We start from the raw sequence: 14,069 nt of genomic DNA, 5'->3' as shown, positions 1-14,069 counted from the left end.
ATGGACATCCAGCTTCAAAACCTGCGCAAGACCTATGGCTCGGCGGTCGCCGTCGCCGACATGAGCGCAAAAATCCCGCAAGGCCGCATGCTCGCGCTGCTCGGCCCTTCCGGCTGCGGCAAGACGACGACGCTGCGGATGGTGGCGGGCTTCATCGCGCCGACATCCGGCTCGATCCGCGTCGGCGACAGCGACATCACGACCCTTCCGGCGCATAAGCGCGACACCGGCCTCGTGTTTCAGAACTACGCCCTGTTCCCGCATCTGAGCGCCGCCGAGAACATCGCCTTCGGATTGCGCCGACGCGGCGTGGCGCGCGCCGAGCGCGAACAGCGCGTCACCGCGATGCTGGGCAAGCTGAAGCTGTCGGGCCTCGCAGACAGGCTTCCACGCCAGCTTTCGGGCGGCCAGCAGCAGCGTGTGGCGGTCGCCCGCGCGCTCGTCATCAACCCGTCGATCCTGCTTCTCGACGAGCCCTTCTCCAATCTCGATGCCAAGCTGCGCGAGAGCACAGGCCTCGAAATGTCGCGTCTGCAGCGCGAGTTCGGGCTGACCTCGATCTTCGTGACGCATGACCAGACCGAAGCCATGAGCATCGCCGACACGATCGCGGTGATGAAGGACGGCCAGCTGCAGCAGATCGGCTCGGCCAGCGAGATCTACGAACGGCCGGCCAATCGCTTCGTCGCGGATTTCATCGGCAGGGCGAACTTCCTCGCCGGCCGGATCCTGCGCCGTGAGGGACAGGACGCCGTCGCGGAGCTTGCGGCCGGGCTGGAGATGCGCCTGCACGATCCCGGCGCCGCCGCGGTACCCGGTGCCCAGGGCGAAGCCCTTCTGCGGCCGGAGGCGATCGCGCTTGCCGATCACGCCTCCCCGGGCAGCCTCAAGGCCACCGTCGAGCAGATCTCCTATCAGGGCGCGATCGCCAATCTCCATGCCCGGCTCGGCGACGGCAGCGCGATCGTCGCCAGCGTTCCGCCTGAGGATGCCAGGGGATTGGAGCCCGGCAAGCCAATCGGCCTTATCCCGAAGCCGGCCGGGCTGATCTGGTTTCCGAAGGCCTGAAGGGACAATCCCCTATCGCGCGCGGCTGGGCATCGAAAGCCGCCCATCCGCGGACGAAGACAAGGGGCCACGCGCAAGCGGCCACCCGACGCCGGAGTGACCTCAGGTCTTGGTCAGCCCGAGAGCGATGGCGCAGGCTTTGGCGACATCGGAATCGGGTGACGAGCTACCCGGCATTGTCGCCCATCCCCCCTTCGCGATGAACTCGCCCTGCTGCCATGAGCCGATCTTCTTCAGCTCGACAAGTTGTTCGGTCGCGTTGGCCTGCTGCTGGAACCTGACCACGCAGATCGGCGAGAGGGCGGAGATCACCGCCGTGCTGGAACGCGCCGCGGCGTCGCGCTCCGCCCTACCCTGCGTGACCCAGCCGCCCCAGCTGAAGCCGATAATTGCAAGCGCGACAGCTCCACCGACGGCGCCCCAGGCGGCCGGCTTCAGTTCTGCTGGGATTTTCATGATTTTATCTTTCCTCATCGGAATAAAATTGTCCGATGACCAACAGTATCATCTTTTTCGATCACAGATTTTCTTTTCACCGCAGTGCCATTCTCTGCTGTTTTTTGAAATTTACATTGAGGCCTCGTCAACTCACGGGTCAGCCCGTGCTCCCCGTMAGCGAGCGCAGCGGCTCAAGCGGGCGCTCCGCCAACCCAGATCATCCTCAGGCGGACTCTCAGCTTTCCGGGCTTCCTCGGCAATTTCGGCATCATCGGCACCGATATTTCACGTCATGACGAACGGGCATCGCTGAACAGGGTCAATTCTTTCTCGAGCCAAGCACCTTGTTCTTTGATTTCTTCCGTAATGAAACTTGTTGTTTACTTTTTCGATAATTCATTTACTGTCTGATTGTCGATAATTTTTTGGCTGTTTTCTCCGCGTGTTTATGCGCGCCTGACGAACCCCCTTCGAAAATCGTGGTGAACCCATCGGGCATTCGCTCGGTGGCCGACAAGTATTGCCAGAAGGAGAGTTCGTGATGAGCACCGGCACAGTAAAATGGTTCAATTCCACCAAGGGCTTCGGCTTCATTCAGCCAGATGACGGAAGCCAGGACGTCTTCGTCCATATCTCCGCCATCGAACGCGCTGGTATGCGCGAGATCGTMGAAGGCCAGAAGCTTGGCTATGAAGCGGTCCGCGACGCCAAATCCGGCAAGATGGCCGCCGAGCAGCTGCAAGCCGCGTAATCGCTATTCAGCTTCACCGATAGCCACGGATGTACTGGTGTCGGTCATGAGGTTGGAAGGAAGGGCCAGGTTCAACGCCTGGCCTTTTTCATATCCGCCGGTGGTATTGGCTTAGCGCCGATCGGGAGAAGCCGCTGTCCGAAAAAACCAGAGCCCGCACCCAGGCGGAAGCCGCATCCCTCAAGACGCAAACCCGATCCCTGTCACGCAACCGGATCAGCTCAGAGACTGAGGCCATCATTCAAGCCCGCGACGCCAACTCCGCCAGGTTCAAGGATCAGCGGCTGAACAAGGAAGCGCTCGACCGCGCCGCCGCTGCGGCCGCTCCTGGCATCCCGCTCCCATGACCGCGCCTTGGTGGCAGAGCGGCGTGATCTACCAGATCTATCCCCGCTCCTTTCAGGATGGGAATGGCGATGGCATGGGCGATCTCAGGGGTATCGGGCAACGGCTCGACTATCTCGCCGGCCTCGGGATCGACGCGATCTGGATTTCCCCGATCTATCCCTCGCCGATGGTCGATTTCGGGTATGACGTTGCCGATTACTGCGACATCGATCCGCGTTTCGGCGCGCTCGCCGATTTCGACGATCTGCTCGCCCAGGCCCATGCGCGCGGGATCAAGATCCTGCTCGATTTCGTCCCGAACCACACCTCCGACCGGCATCCCTGGTTCGTCGAGAGCCGCTCCTCGCACGATAATCCGAAACGCGACTGGTATCTCTGGCGCGATGCCGCTCCCGATGGCGGGCCGCCCAATAACTGGGTGAGCGATTTCGGCGGTTCGGCCTGGGAATGGGACGAAGCCACCGGCCAATATTACTACCACGCCTTCCTGAAGCAGCAGCCGGACCTCAACTGGCGCAGCCCCGCCGTCCAGGCTGCGATGTACGACGTGATGCGTTTCTGGTTCGACCGTGGCGTGGACGGTTTCCGTATCGACGTACTCTGGCACCTGATCAAGGCAGGGAGCTTCCCGGACAATCCGCCGAACCCGGCCTATCACCCCGCGCTCGCCGAGATGCACCGCGTGCTCCAGCTCCATTCGACCGACCAGGCGGAAGTCCATGTGATCGCTGCCGAGATGCGCGCGATTGCCGACGGGTACGGCGCGGCCGGGCGCGGTGAGCGCGTGCTGATCGGCGAGATCTATCTGCCGGTCGATCGCCTGATGCACTATTACGGACGTGAACGGCCGGAAATGCATCTGCCTTTCAACTTCCAACTGATCGAGGCCGTCTGGGAGGCGCGCGCGATGGCTGCGCTCATCGCCACTTACGAGGCGGCACTTCCGCCGGGCGGTTGGCCGAACTGGGTGCTTGGCAATCATGACAGGCCCCGCGTCGCCACCAGGCTTGGACAGGCTCAAGCCCGCGTCGCGGCGATGCTGCTTCTGACGCTGCGGGGCGCTCCGACGCTTTACTACGGGGACGAACTCGGTCTGAGCGATGTCCCAATCCCGCCCGAACAGCTGCACGACCCGCGCGGCCTGCGTGAACCCGGGCTCGGCCTGGGCCGCGATCCGGTGCGTACGCCGATGCCGTGGGATGGAAGCGCCCATGCGGGCTTCAGCACGGCCCAGTCCTGGTTGCCACTCAATGCGGACTGGCCGACGCGGAATGTCGCGCGGATGATGCCGGAGCCTGCCTCGATCCTCCGGCTCTATCACCAGCTGCTGGCACTCAGGCGCGACCATCCGGCCTTGGCGGTCGGCGCCTTCGCGCTGCTGGAATCCGACGGCGACGTCCTTGCCTATGAGCGGCGCGAGGGCGCTCAGCGGCTGATCATCGCGCTCAATCTCGGCGGACAGCCGCAGCGCCTGGCGTTACCCAGGGACACAACCGGTTGCCGTTTGCTGCTTTCGACGCTCGCCGCGGCGCCCCTCATCGAGAACGATGTGCTGCTGCTCCGGCCAGACGAAGGCGTCATCCTTGCCGCTTGATCCTGAACGAGGAAAGGCCGATCGCTTGCGCATCGCAATGCTGGCGCCGATATCCTGGCGGACGCCGCCCCGCCATTACGGTCCATGGGAACTGGTGACCAGCCTCCTGACTGAGGCCCTGGTGGAGCGCGGCGTCGATGTCACGCTTTTTGCCACCAGGGACAGCCTGACCTCCGGCACGCTCGCGGGTCTTTGCCCGGCGCCCTATTCCGAGAACCCTGCCATCGACGCCAAGGTCTGGGAGATGCTGCATGTTGCCCATGTCTTCGAGCGCGCAGGCGAGTTCGACCTCCTCCACAATCAGGCGGATTTCGTGCCGCTCGCATTCTCCAGACTGGTCGAGACGCCGGTCGTGACGACGATCCACGGCTTCTCGTCGGACCGCATCCTGCCCGTCTTCAAGACCTATGAGGATCGCGTCCATTATGTCGCGATCAGCGAGGCCGATCGCCATCGGGACCTGCGCTATGCTGCCGTGATTCATCATGGCATCCGGCTCGAGGACTTTCCCTTCGACCCTGATGGCAGCCAGGACCTGCTCTTCTTTGGTCGCATCCACCCCGATAAGGGCGCGGCGGAAGCGATCGCGACGGCGCGGCGGGCGGGTCGGCGGCTGGTCATGGCCGGCATCGTCCAGGATGAGGGCTACCACGCGGCGCAGGTGGTTCCCGCACTCGACGATCGTTCGGTCGTCTATCTCGGCCCGGTTGGCGGGGCGCTACGCACGAAAACCCTGGGCTCGGCGCGCGCGCTGCTTCACCTCATCAGTTTCGAGGAGCCTTTCGGATTATCCGTCGTCGAAGCGCTTGCCTGCGGCACGCCGGTCATCGCCTTCAACCGCGGCTCGATGCCGGAGTTGATCGAGCATGGCGTTACGGGCTTCCTGGTCGACAGCGTCGATGAAGCCGTCGCGGCTGTCGACCGTATCGGAGAGATCGATCGCGCAGMCTGCCGGGCGTCAGTCGCCGCGCGCTTCACGGTTGAGCGGATGGCCGACCGGTACTTGAGCTTGTACCGATCCCTCCTCGGCCACTGACGCCGGATGCGGCGGCGCCCGACAGGGCGACCGCGGTCGACGAGAGCGGGAATGGCAGCGCGCCTTCGCCTTTGAATGGCGCGCCGAATGGTCAGACCACTGCCGCGCTATCGCCCGAGCGCCGGCCTCAGTCCGACGATCCTGTCGGAATTCCAGGCCCGATGGCTTGAACGACGCGCCGGAAGGATCGGACTGACAAGCCCATCGTCCGTCGAGCCTCACCCGCGCGCCTTGCGGCGCGCGTAGTGGGCGCGCGCCTTCGCGCGGTTGCCGCAGCCCTCCATCGAGCACCATTGGCGTGACTGGTTGCGCGTTTCGTCCAGGAAGACCCAGCCGCAGCTCGGATCGGCGCAGCGGCGCAGATGATATCGCCTGCGCGACGCCGCCAGTTCCAGCACCGAGACCGCGACCGGCAGCAGCGGCAGCCGCAGATCCGGCGGTGATCCGCTGGGGTGCCAGTGATGGATGCGGGCGGCACCAGTGTCGACGAGCTGCCCCACGCGTTCGATGTCGCGCAGCAACGCTTCGACCTCGACAAGTCGCGCCAGGCCGGCATGCGCCGGATCGAGGGCCTGTTCGATCTCTCCCCGCAATCGCAGCGCCAAACCGTGGACCTGCTCTGCTGCCCGGACTTTCGCCTCGGCCTCATCCAAAAGCAGCGCGGCGGAGCGCGTGTCGATGAGTTCCAGCCCGGTGGCCCAATGCACCAGTTCGGCATAGTCGTGCAGCCGCTCTGCGCTTCGCGCCGGGTCGCCCCGCCAGGCCGTCGTGTTGATGAAGTCGAGACAAAGCGCTCCCCCCAACGCTAGCGGGGGATGGGTCGCATAGGAGCGCGGGTCGGTGGCCGGCTGGATCAAACCAGATTTCCCTTCTTGCCGGACGTACTTGACAGCTGCGATGGCTGCTCGACAATACTAACCTTGTAAAAGGTTAGAAAGAGTTGACATGGCATCGGGTGCGCGATCGCCTTTCACCCTCTCCGGCTTCAAGCACGGCTTCGTCCGCGCCCAGGCATTGGCTCCCGGCGTGCTCCTCTACGGCGTCGTGTTCGGCATCCTGGCAACGGAGGCACGGCTTTCCGCGCTCGAATCCGTCCTGACCAGCATCTTCATCTATTCCGGTTCGGCGCAGATGGCGGCTCTTCAGGTCTGGCGGGACGGGGCGCAGCTGCTGCCATTATTCGCCGCTATCGTGCTGATGAACGCGCGCTACGTGCTCTATGGCGCGGCACTGCGCCCCTGGCTCGCGGGAGCGCCGCCGCTCGCAAGCTACGGAACCCTGTTCTTCCTCGGCGATGGCAACTGGGCGCTGGCGATGGCCGAGCGGGAACACGGTCAGGACGATGCGGCCTTCGTGCTGGGTTCGGGGATCGCGATGTTCGCGCCCTGGATTTTCGGCACCTTGATCGGCCGCCTCAGCGGCGGCCTGATCGGCGACCCGGCGCGCTACGGCCTGGACTTCATGCTGATCGCCTTTTCAGCAGCGCTCCTCATCGGGATGTGGAAGGGCAAGGCCGATCTCGGACCGGTGCTCGCTGCCGGCCTTGCGGCTGTGATGCTCGCTCCCTTCGTCTCCAGCGGCTGGATCATCGTCGCCGGCGGACTTGCCGCAGCCGCAGCCGGCGCCCTGCTCTTCCGCAATCCGGCCCCGAGCGAGGCCCTGCCGTGAGCCTCGACCAGCGCTTCGCGATCGCGCTCGTGGTGATGGCGACGGCCTCCTATCTCTGCCGCGCCGGCGGGTTCTTCTTCATGCGCTTCGTTGCTTTGACGCCCAGGCGCGAAGCGGCGCTGCGAGCCCTCCCCATCGGCGTCATGACGGGCATCATGGCGCCGGTCGTACTCCAGGGACGCGTCCCGGAATGCGCAGGTCTCGCCGCGGCCATCCTGGTCATGAAAGCGAGCGGCAGCGACCTTGCGGCAGCGCTCGCCGGGGTCGCCGTCGTCGCGCTGCTGAGACAAAGCCTCTAGTAGAAGTTGCGTCCATGCCGGTACAGCCTCGCCTTTCCCAGGTCGCGCTGCGTCGGATACAATCGTCGATCTGAGCAAAAGCCTGTTCCCGCTGCGGGAGGTCGCTGCCCATGGTCATGTCGCCGCCCCCGGCAGTCCCGAGGCGGCCGCCGTTCGTCCCGACGCATTGCCACTGTCCGCCGTGCCGCCCAGAACCGGAAGGGACCGATCGATGGAACGCCGAGATCTGCTGAAGGCCATCGCGCTCGCCTCCTCCGCCGGCGCAGCCGGCGGGCTCTCGCTTGCCGCGGAAGCCCAGGCCCAGACGGGCAAGCGCGGCATCGGTACCAGGGACGTCGCGCCGCTCAGCCCGGATTACTTCATCCCCGAGCGCTTCAAGGGCAAGACGCTCATCGTCACCGGCTGCGCGCGCGGCATGGGCGCGCTCGCGGCCCAGCGTGCCGCCCGCGAGGGCGCCAATGTCGTCGGTGCCGACTGGTTGCAGGAACAGGGCTCCGAACACATGAACGCCATCGCGAAGGCAGGCGGAAAGGCGGAGTTCGTCTTCGGCGATATCTCCGACACCGAGACCTGCGAGCAGATGGTGAAGGTCGCGGTCGCTCGCTTCGGCCGGCTCGATTACGCCATCAACAATGCCGGCGTCATGGACGGCGTCTATTCCGGCGCGCCGATCGAATACGAGCGGCAAAAACACCTGCTCTTCGCGCCGATCCATGAGGCCACGGACGCCTACTGGGACAATGTCTTGCGCACCAATGCGACCGGCGTGTTCAAGTCGATGCGCGCCGAGCTCAAGCAGATGGTGAAACAGAATCTCGGCGGCGCCATCGTCAATGTCGGCTCGGTCACCGGGCTAACCGGGTTCGGCGGAAATCCGGCCTATGTCGCCAGCAAGCACGCGGTGACCGGCCTCACCCGCTCGGCCGCGATCGACTATGCCGCCTATGGGATCCGCATCAACTCGGTGAACATGGCCCAGACCGCAACCCCGATGGTCGAGCGCGCGCTGGAGCTCGTGACCAGGAAGCTGCAGGACACAGGCGGCGGCCCGAGCATGAGCATGCTGAAGGCCGACAGCCTGCTGCAGGCGGCCGATTCCCATAAGCGCGACGCGACGCCGGCGGAACAGGTCGCGATCATGCTCTTCCTGCTCTCGGACGAAGCCTCAAACCTCACCGGCGGCACCTACGCGACCGATGGCGGCTGGACGGCGTATTAGAGTGGTGGCGACGCCGCACGCTGCTCCCGCCAGGGGCGATTCCGGCTCTTCTCACGAGCAGGATGCCCGCCTATCCTGACGCGATGCGCTTCAAGGCGGTGATGGTCGATGTCGACGGCGTGCTGATCGTACATCCCGATCCAAGGGGATGGGCGGCTCATCTCGAACGTGATCTCGGTCTCTCCAGGGAGACCTTGCAGGCGGAGTTCTTCGCCCCGCATTGGCCCGACATCATCCATGGCCGTGCTGATCTCCATGCGCGACTTGAGCCCGCATTGGCGAAAATGGGCGCGACAGTGAATGCGGGCACCCTCGTCCGATATTGGTTCGAACAGGATTCCCACGTCGATCGGGACCTGCTGGGACAATTGGCGGAGCTGCGAGCGCACGGCCTGGAATTGCATCTCGCGACAGTCCAGGAGCATGAGCGCGCACGATATCTCTGGCACACGCTCGGCTTCGAGCGCCATTTCGACGCCATCCACTATGCGGCGGCGCTGGGCTGGGCGAAGCCCGCTCAGGGCTTCTTCGCCGCCATCGAGGCGCGAACAGGTTTTGAGCCGCACGAGCTGTTCCTGATCGACGACGCCCCGGCGAATGTTGAGGCCGCAATCGCGCGGGGCTGGAGCGCGGCTCTGTGGACTGGGCAAAGCCGGCTTGCCGACCTGCTGATGGAGTCCGGTTCTTAGGTTGGCATGGGCGTCGAACCGGCAACGCCAGGATGCTGGCCCTGCCATCCCGGCGTCTCCGGGCCAGGAAGCGGAGCTTTGCAACCCCAGCCTCTCGGCCCAGTCCCGGATGAAAAGCCGTCCGGGCTTGGACAGCTAGTGGGCCATGGGTTCGGAAGCGTGCCGCGATGCGTCGCGGGCAACAAGCCGTGTGACCTCGCCGAACAAATCCTTCGGCGCTCTCAGCGCCAAATCGGACAGAGAGAGAATGCCAGTCATCCGCTTCTGCGTGTTCATCACCGGCATGTGATGGATCTCCTTGTCCGTCATGCGGCGCGTCGCATCCCTGATGTCATCGTCCTCGAAGCACCAGGTGATACCCKCCGTCATGACCTTTCTCGCTTTTGTCGTGTTGGGATCGGCCCCTTCGGCGCAGCCACGGCAGGCAAGGTCTCTATCCGTGATCATTCCGATGAGACGATCATTTTCTCCCACGGGGAGGCATCCGATATCCGCGTCGCGCATCTTGCGCGCGACCTCGGTCAGCGAGATGTCCGGAGAGATCCATTCCGCATGCGCGGTCATAGCGTCACGAACGAGCATGGCTACCTCCTGCTCTGCGCGGTTTCAGATCCGAGGCATGTCACTCGCCGTGGGATTGCCTGGTGGTCTCCCTGTCGCGCCGGAATGCGCTGCGACCAGCCGAATACGCTTGCGGGAATACTGCTTCGCGCGCCGAAAGCATGGTCTGGGAGAGGGCTTTGGCGAAGACCCGCCCCAGAGAGCGGCATGCCCGTGGATGATACCGGATCATCGCGGGGCCGGCCAGCATCCTGTGCTGGTTGGCCGGAGTTCAGGCGCCGCGCAGCCGCTTAAGTGGTGTTCAAACGCGCGCATAGCGCCTCCTGCTGGGCTATGATGCAGATGATGGGTCCGACCAGCAGGAGCGGAGCATGATCCACGCGACGTGCCACACAGCCGATGAGGCGATGCGGGCGGAGTTCGACGCCACCCCCTGGTTCGAGGAGGCCGATCCGGCCAGCATTGCGCTTCTCGCCAAACGGGGCTGGTCGACGCCCTGGATCGCCGACGCCCTCGAGGGCCGGCCCGGATATGAAACGCTCCGCGAGCTGATCCGCTATGCCCGAGACCGGCTGGAGATCGAGTCGCGAGAGGACCCGTCCTGGCCGACCTTCGAGTGCCGCGTCGATGGCGCCGAGGCGACCGCATGGCTCGACCGGCACCGATCCGATATCGCTGCGGACGTTCGCCGCGCCGCTTCCTAGATTGGCATTGGCGTCCGCCGCCGAGATCTGGCGCGACGGTCCATCATCGCAAACGGAGCTTCATTCCGGGTTTGGCGCGGCCCGGTCGCGCCAACTGAGCCGCGCCAGCTCAAGCTCACGAAGACGAGCAGGACAACGACCACAATCCTGAGAGAGACGGAATTCAGCAGGAACGCAAAATTGAACGGCGCTATATACTCCCCATTGAAAATAACAGTCCATCTTATGGCCCTCTCACCAAAGTTGATGAACTGATCGTTGCTCAATGACCATACGATCCACCAGATCGTAAATACAGCACAAGCCGCACTTCCGATCGCTATCTCCAGACGGTTGCTGTTGCCTGGGCGCAGCACATCTCCGGACAAGATCCCGGATTGCGCGACCAGAAGGACTGCGAGCACGGCCGTGGCGGCGAACGCAACAAGGCCGGCCGTCGTGAGGTCGGTGTGCAAGGCTGCGAAACACTCCGAAGACAACCGTCGCAAGGTCTGCACATCGCGCCACGCTGCGGGGAAATAAGCCTCCAACCAGCTTTCGCTCGTCGCACGATCCCATGGCAAACCGAGGCCGCAGCGCTGCTGCTCAAATGCTCGCCGCGCCTTGATTCCAAAGACGCTCGTGAACACAAACGAGACGAGGATCGGGATAGCCAAAGCCCATCCAAAGCGGGCCCTTGCCTTACTCTTGGTCGTCTCGCGCATGAAGCAGTGCTGCCATAAGCGGAACCCGGCGCCAAGAGCTCTGGGCATCGCGCTTTCCGCTGTGCGTCAGCCGATGACCAGGTTGGCGTCGAGAGCCTCCTTCCCTGAGTCCCAGGAGCACTGACCCTGCCCTGCACTGCCGATGCGATTGCCCTGCGTGTTGCCGGCTTGACCGCAACTCGCGATTGCAGGACGGTCGGATCGACCGATGGTGATCGGGCCGGCGGAGTTGCATTTTTGAGACCTGCACTTTTGCCGCACGTTTGTGGCGCCCTTACCTTTCCGGCTCCGTCCGCGATCCCCTCGATCCTCCGTCCTGTCACCGTCGCTGCCGGCCCCGTGCCGATCGTTTGGCGCGATGGACGGCCTGAGTGATCACGAAGCCTCGAAGGGCGCGCCAATGACCCTGCACCGCAGACATGTGGCGACGCTGCTCGCCTTCCTGGCGTTCAGCCCCCTGCTGAACGGGCCGGGCCTCGCGCAAGCCCCGGCGCGCACGGCGGAGCCGGACGAGAAGACGATCGCGGACGCCTATGTCTATCTGCTCGGCCGGGCCTTCGTGATCCGGCAGGAACATCTCGACCGGAAGGGGCCGGGCTTCGCCTATAACGCGATCAAGTATAACCCGCTGGGCTCCGCCGATTTCGTCAATCCCAATTTCGACGTCGCCTATCTCGAGGCCTGGTTCGCCGTCGACGACAAGACGCCCGTCCTGCTCGAGGTGCCCGAGGTCAAGGGACGCTACTACACCGCCGAGATTCTCGATGAATGGGGCGAGGTGATCGTCAACATCAACGAGCGCTCCTTCCCCTCAAAACCCTTCGGCACGTTTGCGCTGGTCAAACCCGGCTCGACGGCGAAGATTCCGGCCGGTGCGGGGCGCATCGAGCTGCATTCCGGCAAGGCCAAGATGCTGGCGCGGGTCGAGCTCAAGGGCGATCCCGAAGGGGCCGTGAAGCTTCAGCGCCAGTTCAAGGTCAGGTCCCTCGGCAAGCCGGTGATCCAGCCGCCGCCGGCCATGCCCCTGTTCGAGAACAAGGACCTGATCGGCGTCGAGATCTTCGACAATGTCGATGCCAGGCTCGCAAGCGCGCTCGATGTCGCGCCGAACGCCGCCGAGATGCAGCAGAAGGTCCGGGTCGTCGCAGCCTATGCCGCATCCGGCAAGGAGGCGCGCGCCGCCATCGACACGCAGCTGCGCAAGGTCATTCCCGCCTTCCAGGAATACGCCCTGACCAGGAGCGCGCCCTATAGCAATCACTGGATCGGCGCCGGCCAGGCGGGCAATTACGGCAAGGATTTCTGGCTGCGTACCTCGGTCAATTTTGCCGGCATCTGGGCCAACACACCAGATGAAGCGGTCTACCTGATCGCCACCCGCGATGCCGACGAGAAGCCGCTCAACGGCAGCAACAGTTATGTCATGCACTTCCCCGCCGACAAGCTTCCGCAATCCGTGGTCGATGCCTATTGGTCGGTGATCCTGGTCGGCGTGCCGGATTACCGCGTGGTGGCAAACCCGCTCAATCGCTTCAACTTCAACACCAATTCAAGCCTAGCGAAGGAGCCAGACGGTTCGCTGAAGATCGGGATCGGCCCCAAGCCCGTCGCCGGTGTTCCGGACTCGAACTGGCTTCCGGCCCCCGACAGCAAGCCGTTCTCGCTGACCTTCCGAACCTATGTCCCGAAGGACGTGGTGAAGCGCGGCGCGTGGCAGCCGGCACCGGTCACCAAGGTCGATTGAGCGCTCCCGCGCCGCGAGAGGCGCGCCGGGTCAGGTCCCGACCGTCGCGCCATGCATTCTCCGTTCGGCGCGGCCCGGCATCGAGAGCGTTCCTTGCCGGGCAATCGCTCAAATGCGAGCGGTCCCATTTACAAAACGCTCGTCCTTTGGCGCGACCCTCTCGCTGCAAGGGAGGCGGCCATGAGCACCAATTACCCACTGGCCCGGGCCTATCTGATCAACGCCTTCCTGACGCTGGACGGGGACAACCCCGAGGATGACCGACTTCGGCGCGCCGTCGAGTTGCTCCTCGAAGCGGTTGCCCGCGCTCAACGCAGCAGCACGCACTCCAACGTCGTGCGCTTTCCAGGTGCAGAGCCTGTCGTCGCTGGCGGCCCGCCGCCACGACCGGCGTCGTAAGGCAGCGGGCGAAACGCGGGCTTGAGCCTGCGACGCCCCGATCTCAGCCGCTGCGGCCCGCCTTGGCCTCGGGGGCCGTTGCGGACTGGTTGCCGGTCGCGCGATCGAGGCACTCGGCCATCTCCGAAGTGCCCCATTTGTGCTTGGAACACTGCGCCGTCCCCTGTGTCAGGTCGCGGGCGACGCCCCGGGGTTGCGGGGAGCCGCTGCAGCCCAGCAGTGAAAGAGCGACAAGGGCGAGCATCATCGATCGCATCTGGTTCCTCCATTGAACGCGCCAGACCGGATCACGCCGGTTGGGCAAGAATGTGAGGAAGGCGCAAGACGGGTCAATCGGCGGGGGATATTGGCCAATGGCGGCCCTCGCGGCATCAGCGCTGCGTCGATTGGCCTTTCTGACATGAACCCGGCGGATGTTCGCGACGGCAAACGGCGGGCGCCCAGACCATTTTCCGGCTGAGTTTCGTCAATGGACGACGCCGATTCGACCGGCCTGATGGCGGACTGCAGGTGACTGGTGCTGAGCCATGGGCGCGGGTTAGGCCCTAGTACGCCAAGTGGTATTCTGATGCCGCGCAGACGCCCGGCCGTCACTCAACCGGCCCGCATGCGCGGAGCGAGTGCGTTCGGCGGCGGGGCGGTCATTGCCTATCTCGCCGACCTGCATATTAATGGGTATCTTCTTGACAATGCCGGCCACCAATCTGGCGGCTCTCGACAAGTATTCACTGGCTGACGCGGTCCGGATTTCGACCTTCCGGTCCCTCTCTCGAGCACCGCGAGCCGCGCTGTGTGATGACCGGGGGGAGAGCGAATGGTTGCCGGGCTGACTGTCGCAGAACGCCAG

16 protein-coding genes are annotated in these 14,069 nt (G+C 64.5%); 11 read left to right on the top strand and 5 right to left on the bottom strand.

Annotated features, from left to right (window positions below):
* Nucleotides 1-1,068: an ABC transporter ATP-binding protein gene (locus AC1DIO_RS28820; protein WP_441508142.1), complete on the top strand. Its 1,068-nt coding sequence runs from the start codon at nt 1-3 to the stop codon at nt 1,066-1,068.
* A gap of 102 nt (nt 1,069-1,170) precedes the next feature.
* On the opposite strand, the gene AC1DIO_RS28815 is transcribed toward AC1DIO_RS28820, so the two are convergent.
* The gene (locus tag AC1DIO_RS28815) at nt 1,171-1,524 is read right to left on the bottom strand and encodes a hypothetical protein (protein ID WP_441492359.1); all 354 of its coding nucleotides are present in this window, start codon (nt 1,522-1,524) and stop codon (nt 1,171-1,173) included.
* Between the two features lie 523 nt (nt 1,525-2,047).
* On the opposite strand from AC1DIO_RS28815, the gene AC1DIO_RS28810 reads away from it, so the two are divergent.
* From AC1DIO_RS28810 to AC1DIO_RS28800, 3 genes are all read left to right on the top strand, one after another.
* Nucleotides 2,048-2,257: a cold-shock protein gene (locus AC1DIO_RS28810; protein WP_113518820.1), complete on the top strand. Its 210-nt coding sequence runs from the start codon at nt 2,048-2,050 to the stop codon at nt 2,255-2,257.
* Between the two features lie 343 nt (nt 2,258-2,600).
* The gene (locus AC1DIO_RS28805; protein ID WP_441508143.1) at nt 2,601-4,199 is read left to right on the top strand and encodes an alpha-amylase family glycosyl hydrolase; all 1,599 of its coding nucleotides are present in this window, start codon (nt 2,601-2,603) and stop codon (nt 4,197-4,199) included.
* Between the two features lie 25 nt (nt 4,200-4,224).
* Nucleotides 4,225-5,235 carry a glycosyltransferase family 4 protein gene (locus AC1DIO_RS28800; RefSeq protein WP_476854443.1) on the top strand — a complete coding sequence of 337 codons (1,011 nt, stop codon included), beginning with the start codon at nt 4,225-4,227 and terminating at the stop codon, nt 5,233-5,235.
* A 218-nt stretch (nt 5,236-5,453) separates the two neighbouring features.
* On the opposite strand, the gene AC1DIO_RS28795 is transcribed toward AC1DIO_RS28800, so the two are convergent.
* Nucleotides 5,454-6,092 carry a CGNR zinc finger domain-containing protein gene (locus AC1DIO_RS28795; protein ID WP_441492356.1) on the bottom strand — a complete coding sequence of 213 codons (639 nt, stop codon included), beginning with the start codon at nt 6,090-6,092 and terminating at the stop codon, nt 5,454-5,456.
* An 88-nt stretch (nt 6,093-6,180) separates the two neighbouring features.
* Between AC1DIO_RS28795 and AC1DIO_RS28790 the strand changes: the two genes are divergently transcribed.
* The 4 genes from AC1DIO_RS28790 (at nt 6,181) to AC1DIO_RS28775 (ending at nt 9,110) form a co-directional block, all read left to right on the top strand.
* Nucleotides 6,181-6,903, top strand: coding sequence for an AzlC family ABC transporter permease (locus tag AC1DIO_RS28790; protein WP_441492355.1), 723 nt, complete (start codon nt 6,181-6,183; stop codon nt 6,901-6,903).
* Entirely contained in the window at nt 6,900-7,202 is a 303-nt protein-coding gene (locus AC1DIO_RS28785; protein ID WP_441508145.1) for an AzlD family protein, read from the top strand. Before AC1DIO_RS28790 ends, AC1DIO_RS28785 begins: the two co-directional genes overlap by 4 nt.
* Before the next feature lie 211 nt (nt 7,203-7,413).
* Nucleotides 7,414-8,421: an SDR family NAD(P)-dependent oxidoreductase gene (locus tag AC1DIO_RS28780; RefSeq protein WP_441508146.1), complete on the top strand. Its 1,008-nt coding sequence runs from the start codon at nt 7,414-7,416 to the stop codon at nt 8,419-8,421.
* 62 nt (nt 8,422-8,483) lie between these two features.
* Nucleotides 8,484-9,110 (top strand): HAD family hydrolase, encoded by a 627-nt coding sequence (locus AC1DIO_RS28775; RefSeq protein ID WP_441492352.1) that lies wholly within the window; start codon nt 8,484-8,486, stop codon nt 9,108-9,110.
* A gap of 135 nt (nt 9,111-9,245) precedes the next feature.
* On the opposite strand, the gene AC1DIO_RS28770 is transcribed toward AC1DIO_RS28775, so the two are convergent.
* Nucleotides 9,246-9,692, bottom strand: a complete 447-nt coding sequence (locus tag AC1DIO_RS28770; RefSeq protein WP_476854442.1) for a CBS domain-containing protein — start codon at nt 9,690-9,692, stop codon at nt 9,246-9,248.
* Nucleotides 9,693-10,042: 350 nt separating this feature from the next.
* Here AC1DIO_RS28770 and AC1DIO_RS28765 point away from each other — a divergent pair, with 350 nt between their 5' ends.
* Nucleotides 10,043-10,375, top strand: coding sequence for a hypothetical protein (locus AC1DIO_RS28765; protein WP_441508148.1), 333 nt, complete (start codon nt 10,043-10,045; stop codon nt 10,373-10,375).
* Here AC1DIO_RS28765 and AC1DIO_RS28760 read toward each other — a convergent pair.
* Nucleotides 10,372-11,079, bottom strand: a complete 708-nt coding sequence (locus AC1DIO_RS28760) for a hypothetical protein (RefSeq protein WP_441508149.1) — start codon at nt 11,077-11,079, stop codon at nt 10,372-10,374. The two genes, AC1DIO_RS28765 and AC1DIO_RS28760, sit on opposite strands and share 4 nt — an antisense overlap.
* A 358-nt stretch (nt 11,080-11,437) precedes the next feature.
* Between AC1DIO_RS28760 and AC1DIO_RS28755 the strand changes: the two genes are divergently transcribed.
* Together AC1DIO_RS28755 and AC1DIO_RS28750 are read left to right on the top strand one after the other, a co-directional pair.
* Entirely contained in the window at nt 11,438-12,823 is a 1,386-nt protein-coding gene (locus AC1DIO_RS28755; protein ID WP_476836020.1) for a DUF1214 domain-containing protein, read from the top strand.
* 180 nt (nt 12,824-13,003) lie between these two features.
* Complete coding sequence (locus AC1DIO_RS28750; RefSeq protein ID WP_441508151.1) at nt 13,004-13,222, top strand: hypothetical protein; 219 nt, start codon at nt 13,004-13,006, stop codon at nt 13,220-13,222.
* Nucleotides 13,223-13,265: 43 nt separating this feature from the next.
* Here the strand turns inward: AC1DIO_RS28750 and AC1DIO_RS28745 are convergent, their stop codons facing one another.
* Nucleotides 13,266-13,478 (bottom strand): hypothetical protein, encoded by a 213-nt coding sequence (locus AC1DIO_RS28745; protein WP_441492347.1) that lies wholly within the window; start codon nt 13,476-13,478, stop codon nt 13,266-13,268.
* Between the last annotated feature and the right edge of the window lie 591 nt (nt 13,479-14,069).

The sequence above is a fragment of the Allobosea sp. 05T439 genome (genome assembly GCF_056396005.1).
This window is presented reverse-complemented; position numbering and strand designations above follow the sequence as displayed.

Coding starts and splice junctions, on each gene's coding strand:
- AC1DIO_RS28820 (WP_441508142.1), top strand. CDS start 1: ATGGACATCCAGCTTCAAAACCTGCGCAAGACCTATGGCTCGGCGGTC.
- AC1DIO_RS28755 (WP_476836020.1), top strand. CDS start 11,438: ATGGACGGCCTGAGTGATCACGAAGCCTCGAAGGGCGCGCCAATGACC.
- AC1DIO_RS28780 (WP_441508146.1), top strand. CDS start 7,414: ATGGAACGCCGAGATCTGCTGAAGGCCATCGCGCTCGCCTCCTCCGCC.
- AC1DIO_RS28760 (WP_441508149.1), bottom strand. CDS start 11,079: ATGCGCGAGACGACCAAGAGTAAGGCAAGGGCCCGCTTTGGATGGGCT.
- AC1DIO_RS28775 (WP_441492352.1), top strand. CDS start 8,484: ATGCCCGCCTATCCTGACGCGATGCGCTTCAAGGCGGTGATGGTCGAT.
- AC1DIO_RS28765 (WP_441508148.1), top strand. CDS start 10,043: ATGATCCACGCGACGTGCCACACAGCCGATGAGGCGATGCGGGCGGAG.
- AC1DIO_RS28790 (WP_441492355.1), top strand. CDS start 6,181: ATGGCATCGGGTGCGCGATCGCCTTTCACCCTCTCCGGCTTCAAGCAC.
- AC1DIO_RS28750 (WP_441508151.1), top strand. CDS start 13,004: ATGAGCACCAATTACCCACTGGCCCGGGCCTATCTGATCAACGCCTTC.
- AC1DIO_RS28745 (WP_441492347.1), bottom strand. CDS start 13,478: ATGCGATCGATGATGCTCGCCCTTGTCGCTCTTTCACTGCTGGGCTGC.
- AC1DIO_RS28805 (WP_441508143.1), top strand. CDS start 2,601: ATGACCGCGCCTTGGTGGCAGAGCGGCGTGATCTACCAGATCTATCCC.
- AC1DIO_RS28815 (WP_441492359.1), bottom strand. CDS start 1,524: ATGAAAATCCCAGCAGAACTGAAGCCGGCCGCCTGGGGCGCCGTCGGT.